General features: G+C 43.9%; 18 protein-coding genes and 1 pseudogene. 18 read left to right on the plus strand and 1 reads right to left on the minus strand.

Annotated features, from left to right (window positions below):
• Positions 1 to 7: 7 nt before the first annotated feature.
• The 10 genes from gltB (at position 8) to BN3456_RS02440 (ending at position 12,424) form a co-directional block, all read left to right on the plus strand.
• Positions 8 to 4,543 (plus strand): glutamate synthase large subunit, encoded by a 4,536-nt coding sequence (gene gltB / locus BN3456_RS02405; RefSeq protein ID WP_089982558.1) that lies wholly within the window; start codon positions 8 to 10, stop codon positions 4,541 to 4,543.
• Between the two features lie 12 nt (positions 4,544 to 4,555).
• Positions 4,556 to 6,055, plus strand: a complete 1,500-nt coding sequence (locus BN3456_RS02410; RefSeq protein WP_089982560.1) for a glutamate synthase subunit beta — start codon at positions 4,556 to 4,558, stop codon at positions 6,053 to 6,055.
• Between the two features lie 415 nt (positions 6,056 to 6,470).
• Entirely contained in the window at positions 6,471 to 6,635 is a 165-nt protein-coding gene (locus BN3456_RS15795) for a hypothetical protein (RefSeq protein WP_176699077.1), read from the plus strand.
• A gap of 22 nt (positions 6,636 to 6,657) precedes the next feature.
• Entirely contained in the window at positions 6,658 to 7,707 is a 1,050-nt protein-coding gene (locus tag BN3456_RS02415; RefSeq protein WP_089982561.1) for an ATPase, T2SS/T4P/T4SS family, read from the plus strand.
• On the plus strand, positions 7,704 to 9,206 hold the full coding sequence (locus tag BN3456_RS02420) for a hypothetical protein (protein WP_089982563.1): 1,503 nt from the start codon (positions 7,704 to 7,706) through the stop codon (positions 9,204 to 9,206). Before BN3456_RS02415 ends, BN3456_RS02420 begins: the two co-directional genes overlap by 4 nt.
• Positions 9,207 to 9,379: 173 nt before the next feature.
• Complete coding sequence (locus tag BN3456_RS15800) at positions 9,380 to 9,535, plus strand: hypothetical protein (protein WP_176699078.1); 156 nt, start codon at positions 9,380 to 9,382, stop codon at positions 9,533 to 9,535.
• A 17-nt stretch (positions 9,536 to 9,552) separates the two neighbouring features.
• Positions 9,553 to 10,032, plus strand: a complete 480-nt coding sequence (locus BN3456_RS02425) for a hypothetical protein (RefSeq protein WP_089982564.1) — start codon at positions 9,553 to 9,555, stop codon at positions 10,030 to 10,032.
• A gap of 11 nt (positions 10,033 to 10,043) precedes the next feature.
• Positions 10,044 to 10,376, plus strand: a complete 333-nt coding sequence (locus tag BN3456_RS02430) for a hypothetical protein (RefSeq protein WP_089982566.1) — start codon at positions 10,044 to 10,046, stop codon at positions 10,374 to 10,376.
• 11 nt (positions 10,377 to 10,387) lie between these two features.
• Positions 10,388 to 11,056 (plus strand): hypothetical protein, encoded by a 669-nt coding sequence (locus tag BN3456_RS02435; protein WP_089982568.1) that lies wholly within the window; start codon positions 10,388 to 10,390, stop codon positions 11,054 to 11,056.
• A 240-nt stretch (positions 11,057 to 11,296) separates the two neighbouring features.
• Entirely contained in the window at positions 11,297 to 12,424 is a 1,128-nt protein-coding gene (locus BN3456_RS02440) for a C40 family peptidase (protein WP_242862781.1), read from the plus strand.
• Positions 12,425 to 12,493: 69 nt separating this feature from the next.
• Here the strand turns inward: BN3456_RS02440 and BN3456_RS02445 are convergent, their stop codons facing one another.
• Entirely contained in the window at positions 12,494 to 12,862 is a 369-nt protein-coding gene (locus tag BN3456_RS02445) for a VOC family protein (protein ID WP_089982569.1), read from the minus strand.
• Between the two features lie 290 nt (positions 12,863 to 13,152).
• Here BN3456_RS02445 and rpsB point away from each other — a divergent pair, with 290 nt between their 5' ends.
• From rpsB to BN3456_RS02485, 8 genes and pseudogenes are all read left to right on the plus strand, one after another.
• Complete coding sequence (rpsB, locus tag BN3456_RS02450) at positions 13,153 to 13,908, plus strand: 30S ribosomal protein S2 (protein ID WP_089982581.1); 756 nt, start codon at positions 13,153 to 13,155, stop codon at positions 13,906 to 13,908.
• A gap of 80 nt (positions 13,909 to 13,988) precedes the next feature.
• A complete protein-coding gene (tsf, locus tag BN3456_RS02455) occupies positions 13,989 to 14,909 on the plus strand; it encodes a translation elongation factor Ts (protein WP_089982571.1) in 921 nt (306 codons plus the stop codon).
• A gap of 374 nt (positions 14,910 to 15,283) precedes the next feature.
• Complete coding sequence (locus BN3456_RS02460) at positions 15,284 to 15,634, plus strand: hypothetical protein (protein WP_089982573.1); 351 nt, start codon at positions 15,284 to 15,286, stop codon at positions 15,632 to 15,634.
• Positions 15,635 to 15,730: 96 nt separating this feature from the next.
• Entirely contained in the window at positions 15,731 to 16,261 is a 531-nt protein-coding gene (locus BN3456_RS02465) for an MT-A70 family methyltransferase (protein WP_089982575.1), read from the plus strand.
• Positions 16,262 to 16,336: 75 nt separating this feature from the next.
• Positions 16,337 to 17,165, plus strand: a pseudogene (locus BN3456_RS02470) (AAA family ATPase).
• Positions 17,119 to 18,051 carry a ParB/RepB/Spo0J family partition protein gene (locus tag BN3456_RS02475; protein WP_089982576.1) on the plus strand — a complete coding sequence of 311 codons (933 nt, stop codon included), beginning with the start codon at positions 17,119 to 17,121 and terminating at the stop codon, positions 18,049 to 18,051. The pseudogene BN3456_RS02470 and the gene BN3456_RS02475 overlap by 47 nt, the downstream one beginning before the upstream one ends.
• Before the next feature lie 218 nt (positions 18,052 to 18,269).
• Positions 18,270 to 20,789: a SpaA isopeptide-forming pilin-related protein gene (locus BN3456_RS02480; protein ID WP_242862782.1), complete on the plus strand. Its 2,520-nt coding sequence runs from the start codon at positions 18,270 to 18,272 to the stop codon at positions 20,787 to 20,789.
• 22 nt (positions 20,790 to 20,811) lie between these two features.
• Positions 20,812 to 21,090: a transposase gene (locus BN3456_RS02485; protein ID WP_024345227.1), complete on the plus strand. Its 279-nt coding sequence runs from the start codon at positions 20,812 to 20,814 to the stop codon at positions 21,088 to 21,090.
• The last annotated feature ends 132 nt before the right edge of the window (positions 21,091 to 21,222 follow it).

Here is a 21,222-nt window from a genome sequence, read left to right on the forward strand (position 1 = left end):
AGGGAATATGGGTGAATTAATTAATAGCTCACAGGCCGGTCTGTATCAGCCCGGATTCGAGCATGACAACTGCGGTATCGGTGCAGTTGTAAACATTAAGGGAATAAAAAGCCATGATACAGTGGTGAATGCCTTAAAAATTGTAGAAAATCTTGAACATAGAGCAGGCAAAGACGCCGAGGGTAAAACAGGAGATGGTGTAGGAATCTTACTTCAAATTTCACACAAGTTCTTCTCCAAAGTTTGCAGACCCCTCGGTTTTTCTTTACCCAAAGAACGGAATTATGGCATCGGAATGTTTTTCCTTCCCCAAGATGAACTGAAGAGAAATCAGGCAAAGAAAATATTTGAAGTAATTACGGCAAAGGAAGGATTGAAGTTTCTGGGGTGGAGAGAAGTACCCATTCAGCCCGAGATTCTGGGCAGAAAAGCTGTGGACTGTATGCCCTGTATTATGCAGGCTTTTATTGAAAAGCCCAAGAAACTTGATCAGGGGCTGCCCTTTGACCGCCGGCTTTATGTAGTGCGACGGATTTTCGAACAGAGCAGTGATAATACTTATGTGATCTCTCTTTCCAGCCGCACAATTGTGTATAAAGGCATGTTCCTGGTGGGGCAGCTCCGCATGTTTTTTCGGGATCTGCGGGATAAGGATTACGAGTCTGCCATTGCAATGGTACACTCCAGATTCAGCACTAATACGAACCCCAGCTGGGAGAGAGCCCACCCTTACCGCTATATAGTACACAACGGGGAAATCAATACCATCCACGGTAATGTTGATAAAATGCGGGCAAGAGAGGAAAACATGGAATCCCAATACCTGAAAGGGGAGCTACATAAAGTTCTTCCTGCCATTGATACTTCCGGTTCCGACTCTGCAATGCTGGACAATGCCCTGGAATTTATGGTGATGAGCGGCATGGAACTCCCCCTGGCCGTTATGATTGCGATACCCGAGCCCTGGATCAATAATCAAAGCATGGCACAGAACAAGAAGGATTTTTATCAGTACTATTCCACCATGATGGAACCCTGGGACGGGCCGGCATCCATTTTGTTCTCCGACGGTGACTGCATGGGTGCCGTGCTGGACAGAAATGGTCTGCGCCCTTCCAGATACTATATTACAGATGACGACTATCTGATTCTTGCATCTGAGGTAGGCGTACTGGATATTGACCCTACAAAAATCCTTGTAAAGGAACGGCTCCGCCCGGGGAAAATGCTTCTGGTAGATACCGTGCAGAAAAAAGTGATTGATGACGAAGAGCTGAAAGAAAAGTATGCCAGCGAAAATCCTTATGGGGAATGGCTGGACAGTAACCTAATTCATCTGCAGGATATAAAGATTCCGAATCAGGATGTACCATCCTACTCAAAAGAAGAATGTGTGAAACTTCAGAAGGCATTCGGCTATGCATATGAAGATGTAAAGAGTTCAATTTTATATATGGCAAAAAACGGCGGTGAGGGAATTACTTCCATGGGAATTGATGTACCTCTCGCGGTACTCTCCCACAAAAACCAACCGCTTTTCGGGTACTTTAAGCAGTTATTTGCCCAGGTGACAAACCCACCTATTGATGCGATCCGCGAAGAGATTGTAACCTCCACGGCTATCTACATAGGAAAGGACGGCAATCTCCTGGAAAAGAAGGAAGAAAACTGTAAAATGCTGCAGGTAAATAACCCGATTCTGACCAACACAGATCTTCTTAAAATAAAAAGCATGAAGATCGAAGGGTTTCGGATAGCGGAAATTCCTATTGTATATTATAGAAATACCAGTCTTGAAAAAGCCCTTGATTATCTATTTATCGAAGTCGACAGGGTAATACGGGGAGGAGCGAATATACTGATTCTCTCTGACAGAGGCGTGGACGAATATCATATTGCTATCCCTTCCCTGCTGGCAGTATCGGGCCTGCAGCAACATCTGGTGCGGACAAAAAAGAGAACAAGTGTTGCTATGATTCTAGAATCCGGTGAGCCCAGAGAAGTACATCAGTTTGCCACCCTGCTTGGTTATGGAGCCTGTGCAATCAATCCATATCTGGCCCATGAGTCCATCCGTCAGCTTATTGATACCAACATGCTGCACAAAGATTATTATGCGGCAGTAAATGATTATAACTCTGCGGTCATTCACGGCATTATTAAAATTGCCTCCAAGATGGGGATTTCTACGATACAGTCGTACCAGGGAGCCAAGATCTTTGAGGCCATAGGACTAAAAGAAAAATTTATCAACAAATATTTTACAGATACTATCAGCCGTGTAGGAGGCATAGGAATTGAAGAAATTGCAAGGGATTACACTGCATTTCATTCAGAAGCATTTGATCCGCTGGGGCTGGAAGCTGACATGACCCTGGACAGTGTGGGGCGGCATAAATCAAAAAGCGGCGGTGAGGAACATCTTTACAATCCAAGGACCATCCATGCTCTGCAGCAATCCACAAGGCACAGTGATTATCAGCTGTTTAAAGAATATACAAAAATGATAGATGAAGAGGGCAGACAGATTAATTTAAGAGGACAGCTTGAATTTAGCTACCCAAAGAAAGGCATTCCTCTGGAAAATGTAGAAAGTGTAGATTCTATTGTTACGAGATTTAAAACAGGTGCCATGTCCTACGGTTCCATTTCCAAGGAGGCCCATGAGACGCTGGCCCGGGCCATGAATCTGCTTCACGGGAAATCCAACAGCGGAGAAGGCGGCGAGGATATTGACCGTCTGAATACGAAACGGGGTTCTGCAATCAAGCAGGTGGCATCTGGAAGATTCGGGGTGACCTCCAGGTACCTTGTTAGTGCCAGCGAAATTCAGATAAAGATGGCTCAGGGGGCTAAGCCGGGAGAAGGGGGACACCTGCCGGGAGGAAAGGTATATCCCTGGATAGCGAAGACACGTTATTCTACACCGGGAGTGAGCCTTATTTCTCCGCCGCCTCATCATGACATTTATTCCATTGAGGATTTGGCACAGCTAATTTATGACTGTAAAAATGCCAATAAAGATGCCAGGATTTCCGTAAAATTGGTGTCGGAGGCCGGCGTCGGAACGGTAGCGGCCGGCGTCGCAAAAGCAGGTGCGGGGGTCATTCTGATTTCCGGATACGACGGCGGTACCGGAGCTGCCCCCAGAAGTTCTATCCACAATGCAGGCCTGCCCTGGGAATTAGGCCTTGCTGAGACTCACCAGACACTGATACAAAACGGTCTGCGTGACAGAGTACGTGTCGAAACCGATGGAAAGCTGATGAGCGGGCGTGATGTGGCAATCGCAGCCATGCTGGGTGCGGAAGAGTTTGGATTTGCCACGGCACCTCTGGTGACGATGGGCTGTGTAATGATGCGGGTTTGTGATATGGATACCTGTCCCACAGGAATTGCAACCCAGAATCCGGAACTGAGGAAGAGATTTCTCGGGAAGCCGGAATATGTAGTGAACTTTATGCGCTTTATCGCAGAAGAACTAAGAGAGTACATGGCTGGTTTAGGTGTGAGTACCGTCGATGAACTTGTGGGAAGAACCGACCTTCTGAAGATAAAGGAAGTTCCAACGTCCAAGCGCGCCGAGACTTTAGATTTAAGCCGTATTCTGTACAATCCTTATGCGAAGAATCGAAAAGGTGTGATCTTTAATGCAAAGAAAGTATTTGACTTTGAACTGGGGAAAACGCTGGATGAAAAAGTACTCCTGAAACATTTTCTCCCGGCATTGGAAAAGGGGCAGGGAAAGAGCCTAGAGCTGGACGTATCCAATGTGAACCGTACTTTTGGAACCATATTCGGATCTGAAATCACAAGGAGATACCCCAAGGGGCTTCCAGAGGATACTTATGTCGTAAAGTGCAAGGGGGCGGGCGGACAAAGTTTTGGCGCTTTCATTCCGGCCGGACTTACGCTGGAGCTCACAGGGGACAGCAACGACTATTTTGGAAAGGGCTTATCCGGCGGCAAGCTTGTTGTCTGCCCTCCAAACGGAATCAAATTTAAGGCAAGTGAAAATATCATCATCGGAAATGTTGCGTTCTATGGGGCTACAAGCGGGAAAGCATTTATCGGCGGTGTTGCCGGTGAGAGATTCTGCGTGCGAAACTCCGGTGTCTATGCAGTTGTAGAAGGGGTCGGAGACCACGGATGTGAATATATGACAGGCGGCCGTGTAGCCATTTTGGGCCGGACGGGAAAGAATTTTGCTGCTGGTATGAGCGGCGGCATCGCATATGTGCTGGACATGGAAAATGATTTGTACCGCAAAGTAAATAAAGAAATGGTAAGTATTAAGCGTGTGACTGATAAGTATGATGTGCAGGAACTTAAAAATATGATAAAAGAGCATGTGGCTTATACAAATTCTGAAATAGGAAAAAAAATCTTGAACAACTTTAAGGAATATCTTCCGAAGTTCAAGAAAATTATACCAGGTGATTATGAGCGCATGATGGCTGCAATTCTGCAGATGGAAGAAAAGGGATTAAGCAGTGAGCAGGCAAAGATTGAAGCATTTTACAAAATAAAAAATGGAAGATAGGAGGCGAAAACAGTGGGAAAACCAACAGGATTTATGGAGTATGAAAGACAGAATAAAACAGCAGAAGAACCTAAAAAAAGAATTAGACATTTCCAGGAGTTCTACACGCCTCTTTCCAGAGAAGAACAGGAAATACAGGGCGCCAGATGCATGGCGTGTGGTGTCCCATTCTGCCAGTCCGGGCAGATGCTGGGAGGGATGGCAAGTGGCTGCCCTCTGCACAATCTTGTGCCGGAGTGGAATGATTTGATTTATAAGGGAAACTGGGAGGAGGCCTATGCGCGTCTCAGGAAAACCGATAATTTTCCTGAATTTACAGGCCGTGTCTGTCCGGCTCCATGTGAGGCAGCATGTACATGCGGACTTCACGATGATCCGGTCTCTATAAAAGGGAATGAATACAGTATTTCAGAATATGCCTATGCAAAAGGGTACGCAGCTGCCCGCCCGCCTAAGGTAAGAACAGGTAAAAAAGTGGCAATTATAGGATCCGGACCTTCCGGCCTTGCGGCGGCTGACCAGCTGAACCACAGAGGACATCTGGTGACGGTCTTTGAACGGGAAGATAAAGTGGGCGGACTTCTGCGTTACGGTATTCCAAACATGAAGCTGGAAAAGCAGGTTATAGACAGAAAAATTTTAATTATGGAGCAGGAAGGCATCACTTTTTGTACGGGATGTAATGTAGGAAAGGATGTGAAGGCGGCAGAACTTCTGAAAGAATATGACAGGGTAGTGTTGGCCTGTGGCGCATCGAATCCAAGAGATATTAAGGTACCGGGGCGTGAGGCTGAGGGTATTTATTTTGCAGTGGATTTTTTGAAATCAACAACAAAAGCATTGTGGTCTAATAATATGAAATTGAAAGACGGCACCTATATTTCTGCAAATGGAAAACGTGTGATGGTAATCGGCGGTGGAGACACGGGAAATGACTGTGTGGGGACCTCTGTCCGCCATGGTGCGAAATCCGTACTCCAGGTAGAGATGATGCCAAAGCCACCGGAGGAGAGGGCAGAAAATAATCCCTGGCCTCAATGGGCAAAAGTCTGCAAAATCGATTATGGGCAGGAAGAGGCTGCTGCGGTTTTCGGAGAGGACCCCAGGGTATACACAACTACTGTAAAGGAATTCATTAAAGATAAAAATGGTGCGGTATGCAAAGCAACTATGGTGAGACTGGAGTCAAAGAAAGAGGAAAAAACGGGCCGGATGATGATGACCGAGATTGCGGGCAGTGAGTATAGTGTGAACGTAGACCTTGTCCTTATAGCCGCAGGTTTTCTGGGTAGCGAAAACTATATCACGAAAGCATTTGGTGTAGAAGTGAATGAGAGAACAAATGTAAAGACAGTTCCCGGTGAGTATGAGACAAATGTGAAAAATATCTTTGTCACGGGAGACATGCACAGAGGGCAATCGCTGGTTGTGTGGGCCATACGCGAAGGCAGAGAGACTGCAAGGCAGGTGGATTTAAGCCTGATGGGCTATACAAACCTGTCTATTCAATAGGTTCAATAGAGAGGAGACTGATGGTCTCCTCTCTTACGAAAATATAATATATCCCTTTGTAGAAAAATTGGATTGACAGAAAATATTACCTGTGATATGATACACATCACAAACACATTCTAAGTGTTTGGTTTTAATTCTATAGCGGTACATCCTGTATCGTTCTATAAACCTTTTCGGGAGATCCCCGGTTTTTCAACTTATTTATTCCCGCGGGCAACGAGCCAAGCGGAAATGCTTGTATTTCCATTTGGCGATTGCTGCGGGGTCTTTGACTTTAATGATTCATAGTGTTTTGTCTGATCAAGGTGGTGGTGTCTATTGATTGTCTGATTCAATTCTGAAACATATGCAAACAACAAATTGAAGCAATTATTCAAATCTAAGTTCAAAAATTATAGACAAGGAGAGCTGTATGAAGACATTTATGGAGGAGTACGGTGTAATTGTGGTGGCTGCAATCATTATTATGATAATTGTGGTGGCTGCAACACCTATTGGAAACAGTATTAGGGATGGTATTACTGAGGCCGTGGAGAAACTGACAGCGGCACTGAATACAACAGTAACGGCAAAATAATGTGCAGAAAGGCGGAGAATAAGTGAGGGTTTCCAGGGAATCATGGAATTTAAAGGAGGACAGTTTCGGGCCGCTTCTGCCATATGTGCTGGACACAGATATTACAGACATTAATTTCAATGGGACAGATGTATGGGTCGAACATTTGAAACGGGGAATTTATAAGGTTCCAATAAAGCTGTCAAAAGAGTTTGTGAGTCAGTTCAGTGTCAGAGTTTCCAATGTAGTCAGTGAACAAATCAATAAATACAACAATGTACTGGAGGCGGAGACGGATGTTCTGCGTATCTCGATTATACACCCCAGTGCGACAAACACAGGATATTCAATATCTATTCGGAAGACTCCAGCCGTGATGCGTATGACGGAAGAAAAAATGCTTCGTGACCGGTATTGTTCCAGAGAGGTGCTTGATTTCTTGATTCAGTGTATACGCGGGCGGATGAACATGGTATTTTGCGGCCGGCCCGGGGCAGGAAAAACTGAGCTTTTAAAATTTTTGACTCAATTCATACCCAGAGAAGAAAAAGTGATGACCATAGAAGACAACTTAGAAATACATTACAGGGACATCAATCCTGGGTCAAATTGTGTGGAGCTGAAGGTAGATGAAGAATTTTTCTCTTATACAAAAGCTATCAAGACCGCGCTTAGACAGAATCCCCAGTGGATTCTGCTTTCCGAGGCCCGGTCAACGGAGGTGAAATACCTGCTGGAATGTTTTTCAACAGGCCTTCATGGCCTTACAACACTTCACACAGATGACACTCGAAAAATACCCGACAGGATTCAGAATATGATGCAGGACACTTATTCTGCCTCCAGACTGGAAAATGATATCTATAGTTTCCTGAATGTGGGGGTCCTGCTTCGCAAGAGGGTAACAGAAGATAAAGAAGTGGTAAGATTTATTGACCAGATTTGTCTTTTTGACCGCGTAGGGGAAAAGAATGTGATGCATCTGCTGGCAGAGGGCGGAAAGTTTATTTCAGGGGAAATGCCTCTTAATATACAGAAAAAATTTGAGCAGGAAGCCTTAAGTACGGGCATAAGTATGCGGAGGGGAAAATGAAAAGAGAAAAAACGAGCGGGATATTGCGGTATTTAAACCCGGGATGCCTACGCAGAGAGATTCAAAGATTCGGATATAATTTTTCTCCCCGCAGGTATGTGGAGTGTTTCCTGGGATTGTATGGATGTCTAGCATGCCTTTTCTATGTTTTTAAATTGAAACTGCCCTTTATTCTGGCTATTTGTGGGAGCACTGCCTGCTTTGTACCCAGCATGTTTGCAATGGTCTACCGCAGCCGGTATGAAGCCAGGCGGTTTGAAGATATTACAGCTTACATGGAACAGATGCTCTACTCTTTCAAAAGGCATGCAAAGATACTAAACTCACTGGAGGATACTCTTGTGCTCTTTGAAAAAGGAGAAAGCAGACTTTATGATGCCGTTTTGGAAGCAATAACGTTTATTCAGAACGGGACAGCTGAAAATAATCTTTACAGGGAAGCTTTTTCTATTATAGAAAAGGAATATGGCTGCCCGAAGCTTTTTAAAATCCATGACTTTCTTATAGAGGCAGAGGCGGTAGGCGGAGATTTTACCACGTCTGCGGATATTCTCCTAAAAGAGAGAAGACTGTGGATTGACAGGGTTTATGATCTGCAGAGAGAAAAGAAAAATATAAAGGTAAAAATAACAATCGGTATTATGCTTTCGTTCCTGGTCTGCGCAATGACTGTCTATATGCTGCCGAAAGAATTCGGGATCACAAAGCATCTGGTATCACAAATTGTTACAATGGTGACAGTATTGCTGAATCTGCTCATATGGTATGCTGCCCAGGTGAAGCTGTCGGCAGGCCTTATAAAAGAGGACGGTATGCGAAAATTTGAAGAGGTCAAAAGACAGTACAACTATGTGATGCACCGGGATTTACATAAGGAGACAAAAAAGATGTGCCTGCTTGCGATACTTTTTGTTATCTTTGCCGCTCTGTTGGGAAAACAGGGAAATTTGACTGCCGCAGGGCTTCTTCTGCTTTTCTCGGTGCTGCTGTGTACTCAGCCCCGCCGGCAGTACAAGGTTTCCATGAAATATGTGGTGAGGGAGGTGGAAAAGACCTTTCCGGACTGGCTGATGAGCATGTCTTTACGTCTGCAGACAGACAATGTACATGTATCTTTATCAAAATCTGCCGCGTATGCACCGGAGATCCTGCAGGAAGAGCTGGCCCTTCTGCTGGAGAGGATAGAGGAGGCCCCAGGTTCTGTCCGTCCTTATTTGTCTTTTATGGAAAAGGTAAAGCTTCCGGATGTTACGTCTGCTATGAAGGTTTTGTATTCTATGGCAGAATTTGGTGCGACGGATATTAACGGACAGATTGGTCCGCTGGTAGAGCGAGGTCTGTCCATGACAGACAGGGCAGAGCGTTTAAAGGCAGAAGACCGTCTGGCAGGAATTAGCTTCCTTGTTCTTCTGCCGATGGTTACAGGAGTTGTAAAAATGTTGGCAGACTTAGGGCTGGTTATGGCTTATATTTTGTCTGCAGTTACGAATATAGCATGAGAGGAGATAAGTTTCATTGAAAGAATTTTTAGAAGAATACGGAGGCATTATTGCAATTTCCCTGACAGGATTTGCCATAATGTCCGGTTTGTGGGATATTCTGCGTATGCTCTGTGAGACAACATTTTAAATAGAAGAAAATGGTTTGTAAAATCTAAAAGGGAGCAAGGTATATGAAAGAATTTATGGAAGAGTATGGCGGTATAACTACAGTGTGCATTGTGGGACTTGTGCTTTTAAGCACCTTACTGGGGATGTTTGGAACAGATGGAGAAATTACGCATCTGATTCAGACTTTTCTCAATGGAATTGGAACTGCAGGCATATGATGCAGTAAGTGGGGGTGATGGTTTTGAAGACAATGCTTGGAGAATATGGAAAGCTTATAATTCTGGTAATCCTTCTGGGCGGTATGATACCGCTGTTGATGGGAACAGGGAAAGGAAGTTTGACAGGGATGATAAAAAATGTTCGACCCGCAGCAACTTTGAAGGACAAGGACTCTTATCCCCTTGCAGAATCCATTTTGTCCAGAAAACCTCCTGAATTGTCTGTAAAGGCTAAAAAATTGTACAGAGGTCAGGTATATAATCTTCTGGATGCGGAAGCATTTCTTATAAAAGTAAAGACTGACGGAGGTGAGGCGGCAAAAGTGTCTGTGACAAAAGTTACAGATCCGAAGGAAAAGGACATTACAAAAGAGGTGGACCCGGAAAAGTTTATGCCTGTATTGCCTGGAAAGTACCGCATTGTTTATCGGGTGGCTGACTCATTTTTGGGCAGTACAAAGACGACAGAGAAGGAGTACAGCTTTATCGCAGACTGAAAGGAGGAAAAGTGAAGGGTGCAGTTGAGACAATGATGGGGATGATTATGATTGCATTTATGGCAGTTCTGAGCACGGCTTATATTATAGCATCCTTGAATACGCAAAAAGCACAAAACTACCACTCGACGGTAGTAGCAGAGGTAGAAGCCGGGGATTTTTCAGAGACTGTAATACAAAGCTGTAAAAAGAAAGCCCGGGAAAACGGATATAAAGATTTGGCAATTGAGCTGCTCACCAGTATAGAAAACGAAAAATATGCAAAAGTCACATTGACATATGATTACACACTCCCTGTACTGAATCTGTTTCTCGAGCACCAGATTGCAGGGTACGCAAGATAAGGGGGTACGGTATGAGGAATGCCATAATTGTATTTTTCATGAGTATAATACTGATTTTTTCGGGGACGGCCATTCAAACGGCCGAGAATAGAACAATACGTAAAAATGAACTAGAGAGCAGTTTAAGTGCAGCAATGGAGCAGTCCATGAAAATTTTGAAAATCCGCCCAACGTATAATATAGATGTCTCATCTGAAGAAGATGAGTTTGCAGCAGATTTTATTCAGGGGTTTCTTATGAAAACAACAAGTAATTCTGATTTTATTATAGAGATATTGGGCATGGATGTGGAGAAGGGGCTGCTGGATGTCAGGGTGACAGAAAAGTATAGGCAGGTAATCGGATATGGGAAAATATCCTGCCGGAAAACGGTGATATTGGAGGAGGCAGAAACCAGAGAAGAGAAGTTCTACTCAGTTTCTTTTTGGGTACCGGATAAAGAAAAACCGAAAGCAGGGGATTTGCCGGATGAATACATAATAAAGAAGATTAATGTTCATAGCGGTGATGTCCTCGATGCTGCAGTGCTGCCCAAAAGTTCTGTAGAAAGAAAGGGATATCTTTTTCGTGGATGGAGGCTGGTAAAACCTGGAAATGGGCTGGAAATCCTATATGGAGAAGACAACATCGATTCTCTCAGAGCAGAAGAAAACATGGATTTTCGGGCAGTTTACCAGTAGCAGACTGCATAGAAATCCGGATGCAAAAACGCTCTGCTAAAATATTACAAAACTGTTAAAAAGTTATTGCATTTTTTTGATCCATCCGTTATAATTCAATATATGCAAATAAAAAAGAAATTTTGAGTCCCGAGCCAATTTTTTTTGCTATATGCTGTTGAAAAATGTCAAAGAATATTGTATAGTAGGACACATATGTGGGGACATAGATAATAAAAAGAATAAGGATGGGTGAATCACATGAAAATTAAGAAAGTACGTAATGTGCTTACAGCCACAGCACTGACATGTTCCATGGCAGCAATGCCGGTATTTGCAGCGCCGGCTAAGTCCTCAAGCCTGGAGTCACAGAAGAAGCAGGCTCAGAGCGAAGTTGATAATCTACAGTCACAGTTGTCATCACTTATGTCCAAGATGACAGAGCTGCAAAGTCAGCTGGTTTCAAAAGGACAGGAGATTACTGAGGCTAAGCAGCAGCTGGCAGATGCTCAGGAAAAGGAAAAGCAGCAGTACGAGGACATGAAGCTACGTATTAAGTATATGTACGAAGAGGGCGATGGTTCCGCACTGGAAAGAATCATAAGTTCGGGAAGCATTGCGGAGATGCTGAGTCAAGCCGAATACGTTCAGAAAATACATAGTTATGACAGAAATATGCTAAATGAATATGTAGATACTGTAACAGAAGTCAAGAATCTGGAGACATCTCTGGAGAGTGACATGGATAAGCTGGAAGAGATGCAGACACAGTATGAGGATCAGCAGACGGAACTGAGCACAACCATCGACACCAAAAGCGCAGAGGTGGCTAATCTGGACCAACAGATTCAGGAGGCTGCAAAGAAGGCGGCTATGGAGGAAGCAGCAAGGCAGAAGGCAGCAAAGGAAGCAGCAGAAAAGGCCAGTGCAGCGCAGACAAAGGCAGATGAAGTTCGTGAGACAAGCGGCGACACAGCACCGGAAGTACAGGATATTCCTGATACAGTTAATCCAACCCCACCAGATGTCACTCCAGACCACCCGGTAAGCTCGGGAAATACAAATGCTGCACAGACAATTGTGAATGCGGCCTGGTCACAGATTGGAGTTCCTTACGTATGGGGAGGTTCAACACCTTATGTAGCACTTGACTGTTCCGGATTGACACAGTGGTGTCATGCACAGGCGGGAATCAGCATTGGCCGTGTAGATACAGCTCAGCTTGCAGGAGGACGTCAGGTTTCTGATCCACAACCTGGAGATATAGCATGGACACCGGGACATGTGGCAATTTACATAGGCGGAGGCCAAATGATTGAAGCGCAGCAAGACGGGGTACCTGTTTGTGTAAGTCCGGTACGTGCTTCTGTATTTGTAAGATATTGGTAAGAATATTAAATTATAAATAAAAATCCCGCGTTCGCGGGATTTTTTACTAGACGAATGCATTGTTTATAACTACTTTGCAGGAACAATCTCTAGCCAGTATCCATCCGGGTCTTCGATAAAGTAAATCCCCATCTCAGGATTTTCAAAACACACGCAGCCCATTTCTTTATGCTTTGCCAGTGCAGCATCAAAATCGTCCACATGAAAGGCAAGATGAATCTCGTTATCTCCCAGTTCGTAAGGACGCTTCATATCCCGGAGCCATGTGAGCTCAAGTTGGTGGGGCATTGTGCCATCAGTTAAATATACAAGGATGAAACTGCCGTCCTCAGCCTCCTTAGTGAGGGCAACCTCCAGACCAAGTGCCTCCTTATAAAAATCCAGCGATTTCTGTAAATCATAGACATTCAGATTATTATGTGCAAATGTAAAATGCATATTTCTACCTCCTTATCATACAAGCAAAGAACTTGCGTTAATCTGTTTTCAGTGTACCACAAAGGAGCCGGACAGAGCAAGACTAAAAGGGGAGTCTAAAGGGGACTGTCCCTTTTGAGGCTTGTTTTCAGAAAATTCTTGCATTTGATTTTTTTCTGTGATATACTATATCCGCCACAAAAATCACGTATGCGGATTTCTTTGGTGGTGCCTAAGTCTGTATGAAACAGGCCGGTTTTAAGGAAAGAATTAAAGCATACGGAAGTTCAAAACCAATGGAGGAAAGAAACATGAGTGTTATTTCAATGAAACAACTTTTAGAAGCAGGTGTTCACTTTGGACATCAGACTAGAAGATGGAACCCTAAGATGGCTCCGTACATTTACACAGAGAGAAATGGTATCTATATCATTGACCTGCAGAAATCAGTAGGAATGGTTGACGATGCTTACAAAGCTGTTGCAGATATTGCTGCAGAAGGCGGCACAATCCTGTTTGTTGGAACAAAGAAACAGGCACAGGATGCTATCAAGCTGGAGGCAGAACGCTGCAATATGTTCTACGTTAATGAAAGATGGCTGGGCGGTATGCTGACAAACTTTAAGACAATCCAGAGCAGAGTTCGGCGCTTGAAAGATATTGAGAGAATGTCCGAGGACGGAACATTCGATGTACTTCCTAAAAAAGAAGTAATCGAGTTGAAAAAAGAGTGGGCCAAGTTAGAAAAGAACCTGGGCGGAATCAAAGAAATGAAGAAACTGCCGGATGTTATTTTTGTTGTAGACCCGAAGAAAGAGAGAATCTGCGTTCAGGAAGCGCATACACTTGGAATTCCGCTGATCGGTATTTGTGATACAAACTGCGATCCGGAAGAATTGGATTATGTAATTCCGGGAAATGATGACGCAATCAGAGCAGTGAAACTGCTTGTTTCTAAGATGGCAGATGCTGTTGTTGAAGTAAATCAAGGTGCAGCAGGCGAAGAAGAATATTATGAAGAGGCTGCAGATGAAGCAGTAGCTGAAGAGACTGTAGAAGCAAAATAGTACGAATTCAAGATGCTTCAGCCTGTGGAGACGGGTTGAGGCATTTTTAAGTAATGGATATCAATGATGGAGGAATAATCATGGCAATTACAGCAGGAATGGTTAAAGAGTTAAGAGAAATAACGGGTGCAGGAATGATGGACTGCAAGAAGGCTCTTACAGAAACAAACGGAGATATGGATGCAGCTGTTGAATTTTTAAGAAAGAACGGACAAGCAAAGGCTGAGAAAAAGGCAGGAAGAATTGCAGCTGAAGGTATTGTAAAGACAGTCGTAAAAGATGATAAAGCAGCAGCTATCGTAGAAGTAAATTCTGAGACAGATTTCGTTGCAAAGAATGAGGAGTTCCAGGGATTTGTTGAAGCCGTTGTAAATCAGGCGGCAGAGACAGAGGCAGCAGATATAGATGCATTTCTGGCAGAGCCCTGGAAGGCTGATACAGCAAAGACTGTAAAAGATGCTTTAGTAGCAGAGATTGCAGTAATCGGAGAGAATCTTAATATCAGAAGATTTGAGAAAGTCGTAACAGACGGATGCGTTGTATCCTACATTCACGGGGGCGGACGCATAGGCGTTCTTGTAGAAGCTGATACAGACGTTATAAATGATGAGATCAAGACGTGCCTGAAGAATGTGGCAATGCAGGTCGCAGCTATGTACCCGAAGTATGTATCTCGTGCAGAAGTATCTCAGGAATACATGGATCATGAAAAAGAGATTCTTTTGGCTCAGGCTAAAAAAGAAAACCCGGAGAAACCGGACAATATCATCGAGAAAATGATTATTGGACGCCTGAACAAAGAACTGAAAGAAGTGTGCCTGTTAGACCAGGCATACGTTCAGGACAGCGATTTAACAGTTGCAAAATATGTTGAAAAAGTAGCAAAAGAGAACAACGCTAACTTAACAGTGAAGAGATTCATTCGCTTTGAGACAGGAGAAGGTCTTGAGAAGAAGCAGGAAAACTTTGCGGAGGAAGTTGCTGCTCAGATGGGAAACTAAACTGAATTTCATACAGAAATGTCAAACCCCGGGAAAGCCATTAATTGCAGGCAATTCCGGGGTTTCTTGTGTAAAAAAGAAACAGCTGAAACTTATCATAAATTGCCATATTTTCATATAAATTTGGGGGATAGTGCAATTCCCCCAAAAGGCCTTCAAAAGCCCCCCAATTTGCGGAACTTATTGTAAATTATCAAATCGGATATTGTCTGTGTACCATTTTAATATCAAAACCAATCAAGTAAAAATGAATAAAGAAGTGTAAGAGTGATTGTTAGCCGTTTGTTCTTTTATATGAGAGCAGGCGGGCTTTTTTGCGTTAGTACATAGTCAGATGATTTCATAAAAGCAGCTGCATGTAGGAAGGAGATAGGATGGAGAGAGAACAAAGTGCAGGAATCAGTAATTATGTGAAGAATACTATCAATATTATTTCCGGGGAGTATGTGACAGTATTGGTTGGTGAACTATTTTCCAACGGGCAAAGTGTAAGCGACATGGAGGATATTTACTTTGCTTTAGCTGCTTTAGTGGATACGGGCAAAGCTGCCGAGGCATTTCATATGATTCGAGGAATATATGCCATTGCCGGGATGGAATATCCAGTTAGCATAGCGGCAATGGAACAGTCAAAAGATATTATGGAGTTTTTTGTTACAGAGGCTGTTTATGATTTTTTCGATATTATAGATGAGTGTAGATTAGACGAAAAGATTGCAGAGTAGTTGCATATTCTCGCTCAAACGAGTGTGAAAATACTTTTATTAAGGCGCTCCTAAATGGACGTCTTTTTTTGTGCCTAAAAGTGGGGAGGTGAAGTTTTGAAATATGCCATTATCTATGCAGATCCACCATGGGAGTATCGGCGGAATAAGGGACAGGGAGTAGCTGAAAATCATTACCATACGATGCCGCTTGCAGATATTTGCGCATTGCCTGTACCAGTTATTGCAGAAAAGGACAGCGTTTTATTCTTATGGACGACCTTCCCGCAGCTTCCGGAAGCATTGAAAGTTATGAGTGCCTGGACATTTACCTACAAGACAGTTGCCTTTGTATGGGTGAAGCAGAATAAATCGGGTCAAGGATTTTTTTTCGGACTCGGGTACTGGACACGCTCTAACGCAGAAATCTGTCTGCTTGGTGTGAAAGGTCATCCAAAAAGAATTTCTAAAAAGGTACATCAGCTTATTGTCAGTCCGTTAGAACAGCACAGTAAAAAACCAGATATTACAAGGGATAAGATTGTTGAACTCATGGGAGATTTACCCCGCATTGAGTTGTTTGCCCGCCAGGTCACACCGGGCTGGGATGTTTGGGGAAATGAAGTAAAAAGCAATATTTTATTGTAAAGGATGTGATCTATGGAAAAGAATCATTTTCTGTAAAATGAGATCTAGATTTTCCGAGAAAGGAGGAAAGCAGTGATGTCAAAGTGCAAAGTAATTGCCATTGCCAATCAGAAGGGGGGAACAGGAAAAACGACTACAACAGTCAACCTGGGAATTGGGCTTGCCAACACAGGAAAAGGGGTACTGCTTGTGGATGCAGATCCCCAGGGGGATTTGACCACTTCACTGGGCTGGACAGAACCGGATAATCTTCCGGTAACACTGGCCATGCAGATGAACAGGCTAATCCGTGATGAACCGCTGGATTGCCACGAAGGAATTGTACACCATGAAGAAGGTGTAGCTCTTATCCCGTCGAATATTGAGTTGTCAGGCATGGAGATGACCTTAGTCAATGCTATGAGCCGGGAGTTTACCCTAAAATCGTATCTAAGTGAGATAAAGAAGAATTATGATTACATCCTAATTGACTGTATGCCGAGTTTAGGAATGCTGACGATCAATGCATTGGCGGCAGCTGACAGCGTGATTGTTCCGGTACAGGCTCATTATCTGTCCCTGAAAGGGATGACACAGCTGATGAAGACAATTGGTAAAGTGCAAAGGCAAATCCAATCCGGATTTAAAAGTGGATGGTGTTTTGCTGACATTAGCAGATATGCGGACAAATTTTGCCCGTGCAACAGTGGAGAGCCTGCGGCAAAACTATGGAGGAGTGCTTAAAGTATACAAAGCTGTTATCCCCGTTGCGGTAAAGGCGGCAGAAACCAGCGCTGCAGGCAAAAGCGTTTACCGCTATGATAAAGGAGGAGCAGCTGCAAGAGCCTATGAAGCATTTACAAAGGAGGTGATCCGGGATGGGGAAAGGCAGCAAAATCGAGCTAAATCTGCCCGCAGCAGATGACCTGTTCAGTACACAGGAAGAACGGGATGAAGCAAAACGGGAGAGTGTGCAGGATATACCGCTAAATGAAATCAGTGATTTTCCCAATCATCCGTTTAAGGTGCGAATGGATGAAAACATGCTGAACATGGCAGAAAGTGTCCGGCAATATGGTGTTCTCGTTCCGGCCCTTGTCCGGACGAAGCCGAAAGGCGGATATGAAATGATAGCAGGACACAGGAGAAAAACGGCCAGTGAATTAGCAGAAAAACAGAAAATCCCCTGTATTGTCCGGGATTTAACTGATGATGAAGCTACCGTAATTATGGTGGATTCCAACCTGCAAAGAGAAAATATTCTTCCATCAGAAAAAGCCTTTGCTTATAAGATGAAACTGGAGGCAATGAAAAGGCAGGGACAGAGGACTGATTTAACTTCTGCCCCACTGGGGCAGAAGTTGGGAAAATACTCTGTGCAAATATTGGGAGAGTGTGTCGGGGAAGGCAAAAGTCAAATACAACGTTATATTCGCTTAACAGAACTTATTCCATCTATCTTGGATATGGTGGATGAGGGCAAGATTGCCATGCGTCCGGCGGTGGAGTTATCTTACCTGCCGAAAGAGCAACAGGAAGAGTTACTGGACACGATGGAGCAGGAGGACCGTACCCCCAGTCATGCACAGGCCATTAAATTGCGGAAGTTTTCAGAGGAAGGGAGGATTGATGCAAATGTAATCTTCTCCATTTTATCGGAGGAGAAAGGAAATCAAAAAGAACAGTTTCACATGCCCAAGGAGCGTATCAACAAATACTTTTCGCCGGGGACGCCTGCAAAACAGATGGAAGATACAATTGTCAGGGCATTGGAACTATACCGGAAACGGGAAAGGGGCAGGGAGCGATGAAATCTGACACCAAGGGGAAAACAGGTTCTTTTACGGGAAGTTATTTTGTATGGTTCCCCTCCCCACACCCTACCCCTTCCAAGATACCAGCAGTTTACCAGCCGAAAAGACAATAAGGGAGGTGGTGGCTATCCTTTTTCGGCTAATCGAATATCATCTTTAATCACCCTGCAAAACAGCAGGGATATTTTATGTCCCAAGGAGGAGATATATTGAAAATGAGAATGAAACCATTTTTAAAGAAATGTCTGACATTGCTGCTGACACTGACCGCAGTGCTTTCCGTGCTTCCGGCAAAGCTTACCATGGCAGTTTCCGAAAGAGCTACCATCACTTTTGATTATTGCTACGACGGAGCCGGAAATACCATGCATTATCAAAAGACGTATTCCCATAACGGGCGTACCTGTGCCTATGCAGGGGAAGCCATTACCCGGATTTATGCAGATGGAGAGAATGCTTACTGCATCCGACCGGGGATGCCCTTAAACACAGGAGATGTTTTACAGAAAGATGCATCTGCCCTGTGGAAGGGACTATCCCAGCAACAACGCGATACAACAAATCTTGTATTACTTTATGGAGCCCAGGGCAGTATGGCCAGCCTTTCCGGTACGGAAAGCGAAAAGGTTCTTGCTACATCACTTCTGATATGGGAAGTGACAACAGGATGCCGCAAAGCAGTGGCGCCTTATGACAGAACAGACAGCAAGTTCTATGAGGGTATGTGTGCAGACGGTGCCAACAGTCAGGTGGCGAAAAACTATAACCAGATCGTGACATCCATGAAGAATCATAAAGCCATACCAAGCTTTGCTTCTGTCAGCAAAGACAGTGCAGCAAAGCAGATGAAATGGGATGGAAAAAATCATGTTTTGAAGATACAGGATGAGAATAAGATACTTTCCAAATTTAACTTCATCTCATCCAACAGTGATGTAAAAGTAAGTGCATCAGGAAATACACTGACAGTTACTTCTGCCAAAGCAATAAGCGGACAGGTACAAGTATCCGCAGTAAAGAAAGTACCTGCAGTCAGCAGCAGTGCAAAACTGGTTGCTTATGGAGATCCTGCCTTACAGGATATTGTGACCGGAGTGGAAAACACAGCAGCTGTAAACGCTTATATGAATGTGGAAACCCCTTATGGACATCTAAAGATTGTCAAGACTTCTGAAGATGGTATCGTGGAAGGTTTAAAGTTCCACATCACAGGAAACGGTGTGGATCAGACGGTCACCACAGGAAAAGGCGGGACAATGAAAGTGGAAAATCTGGTCCCCGGAACCTATACCGTAACAGAGCTTACAGAAAATCGGTATGAAACGCAGAAAGAACAGAAAGTCACCGTAACAGGAGGGGAAACGACACAGGTTGATTTTTCCAATACACTAAAGCGTGGAAGTCTGAAAGTGACAAAGACTTCTGAGGACGGATTAAAGGAAGGTGTAAAGTTCCGCTTATATGGGACAGCCTTATCCGGTGAAGCTGTGGATGCCTATGCAGTCACAGACAAGAGCGGTATTGCCACATTTTTAAACATTCTGATAGCAGGCACAAAACCCTACACACTGGAGGAAGTGGATACAGCTCTGCGCTACGTGGTTCCCCCATCGCAGCAGGTCGCCATCAACTGGAAGAACGTTATCAATGCCACCATGACCAATACTCTGAAAAAGTTTCGCATCCATGCGGTTAAAGCAGATCAGGAAACGGGAAAAGCACAAGGGGACGGCACACTTTCCGGTGCTGTTTATGGCCTTTATGACAAAGAGACTCTGATCGATACCTATACAACGGATGCTGAAGGAACATTCACAATAAAAGAGTACACTTGCGGGGACCACTGGACTATCCGGGAAATCACACCCTCCGAAGGCTATCTCCTGGACGAAACTGTTTATCCGGTGGGTGCAGAGGCAAAGAATTATACGGTGGAGCGAAATCTTATTTCCAGAGACGTGGCAGAGCAGGTAATAAAAGGACGCATTTCTGTGATCAAGCACACCGATGACGGCAGCACTGCAATCGAGACACCGGAGGAAGGAGCTGAGTTTCAGGTCTATTTAAAGAATGCAGGCAGTTATGAGAAAGCCAAAGATACGGAAAAAGATCTGCTTGTGTGTGACAGCAATGGCTATGCCGAAACAAAGGATCTGCCTTATGGAATTTATACCATGCACCAGACAAAGGGCTGGGAGGGGAGTGAAAGAATCGAAGACTTTGATGTTTTTGTCAGTAAGAACGGAGAAGTATACCGCTTTCTGATCAATAACCGCCCCTTTGAGTCGTATATCAAAGTTGTAAAACAAGATGCTGAAACCGGAAAGACCATTCCTTTATCCGGGGCAGGCTTTCAGATTTATGACGAAGCGGGAAATCTTGTGACCATGCAGTACACATATCCGGAAATCACTTTACTGGATACCTTTTATACCGGGGCGGACGGCTGTCTGGTTACACCGGAATCTCTTTCTTTTGGAAACTATACACTGGTAGAGGTACAGGCACCGAAAGGCTATGTGTTGGATAAAACACCAATTCCCTTCCAAGTATCCCAGGACAATTCCAGTAAGGAAAACAGCGTGACTATAGTGACAGTGGAAAAGCAGGATCTGGCGCAGAAAGGAAAAATTGTCCTTACAAAAACCGAAGAAGACTTTTCCGGCGTACAGGTATCTGGATATGATGTGGTGTTAGTATATAACTATGGACACGGAAAGTTGAACTTTCTATAATATAATAAAGGAGTGTTCAATCATGGCAAAAAATCAAAAATCCTATACCCCAGAATTTAAGCAGCAGATTGTAGATCTGCGTAATAAAGCTGGTAAAGGTATCACAGAATTATCTAACGAATATGGCGTTCCAAAAGGCACAATCTCTACCTGGGTAAAACTTCTTTCTCCAGTACAGGTTTCAGAAACAGAAACCATTTCTATGAAAGAGTATAAGGCTCTTCAAAAGAAAATGAAGGAACTAGAGATAGAGAATGAAATATTAAAAAAAGCTACCGCCATATTTGCCAAAAATCAATAGCTGAGTACGTGTCCTTTATCAACAACAATCTTAAATACTACACTGTCAAGCAGATGTGTAAAGCCTTGAAATTCGCGAGAAGCACCTACTATGAGGCTCTGGTTCGTGTACCTTCAAACAAAGAACAGGAAT

Origin of the sequence: Clostridium sp. C105KSO13, from assembly GCF_001517425.1 — a bacterium.
Taxonomy (GTDB): domain Bacteria; phylum Bacillota; class Clostridia; order Lachnospirales; family Lachnospiraceae; genus Muricomes.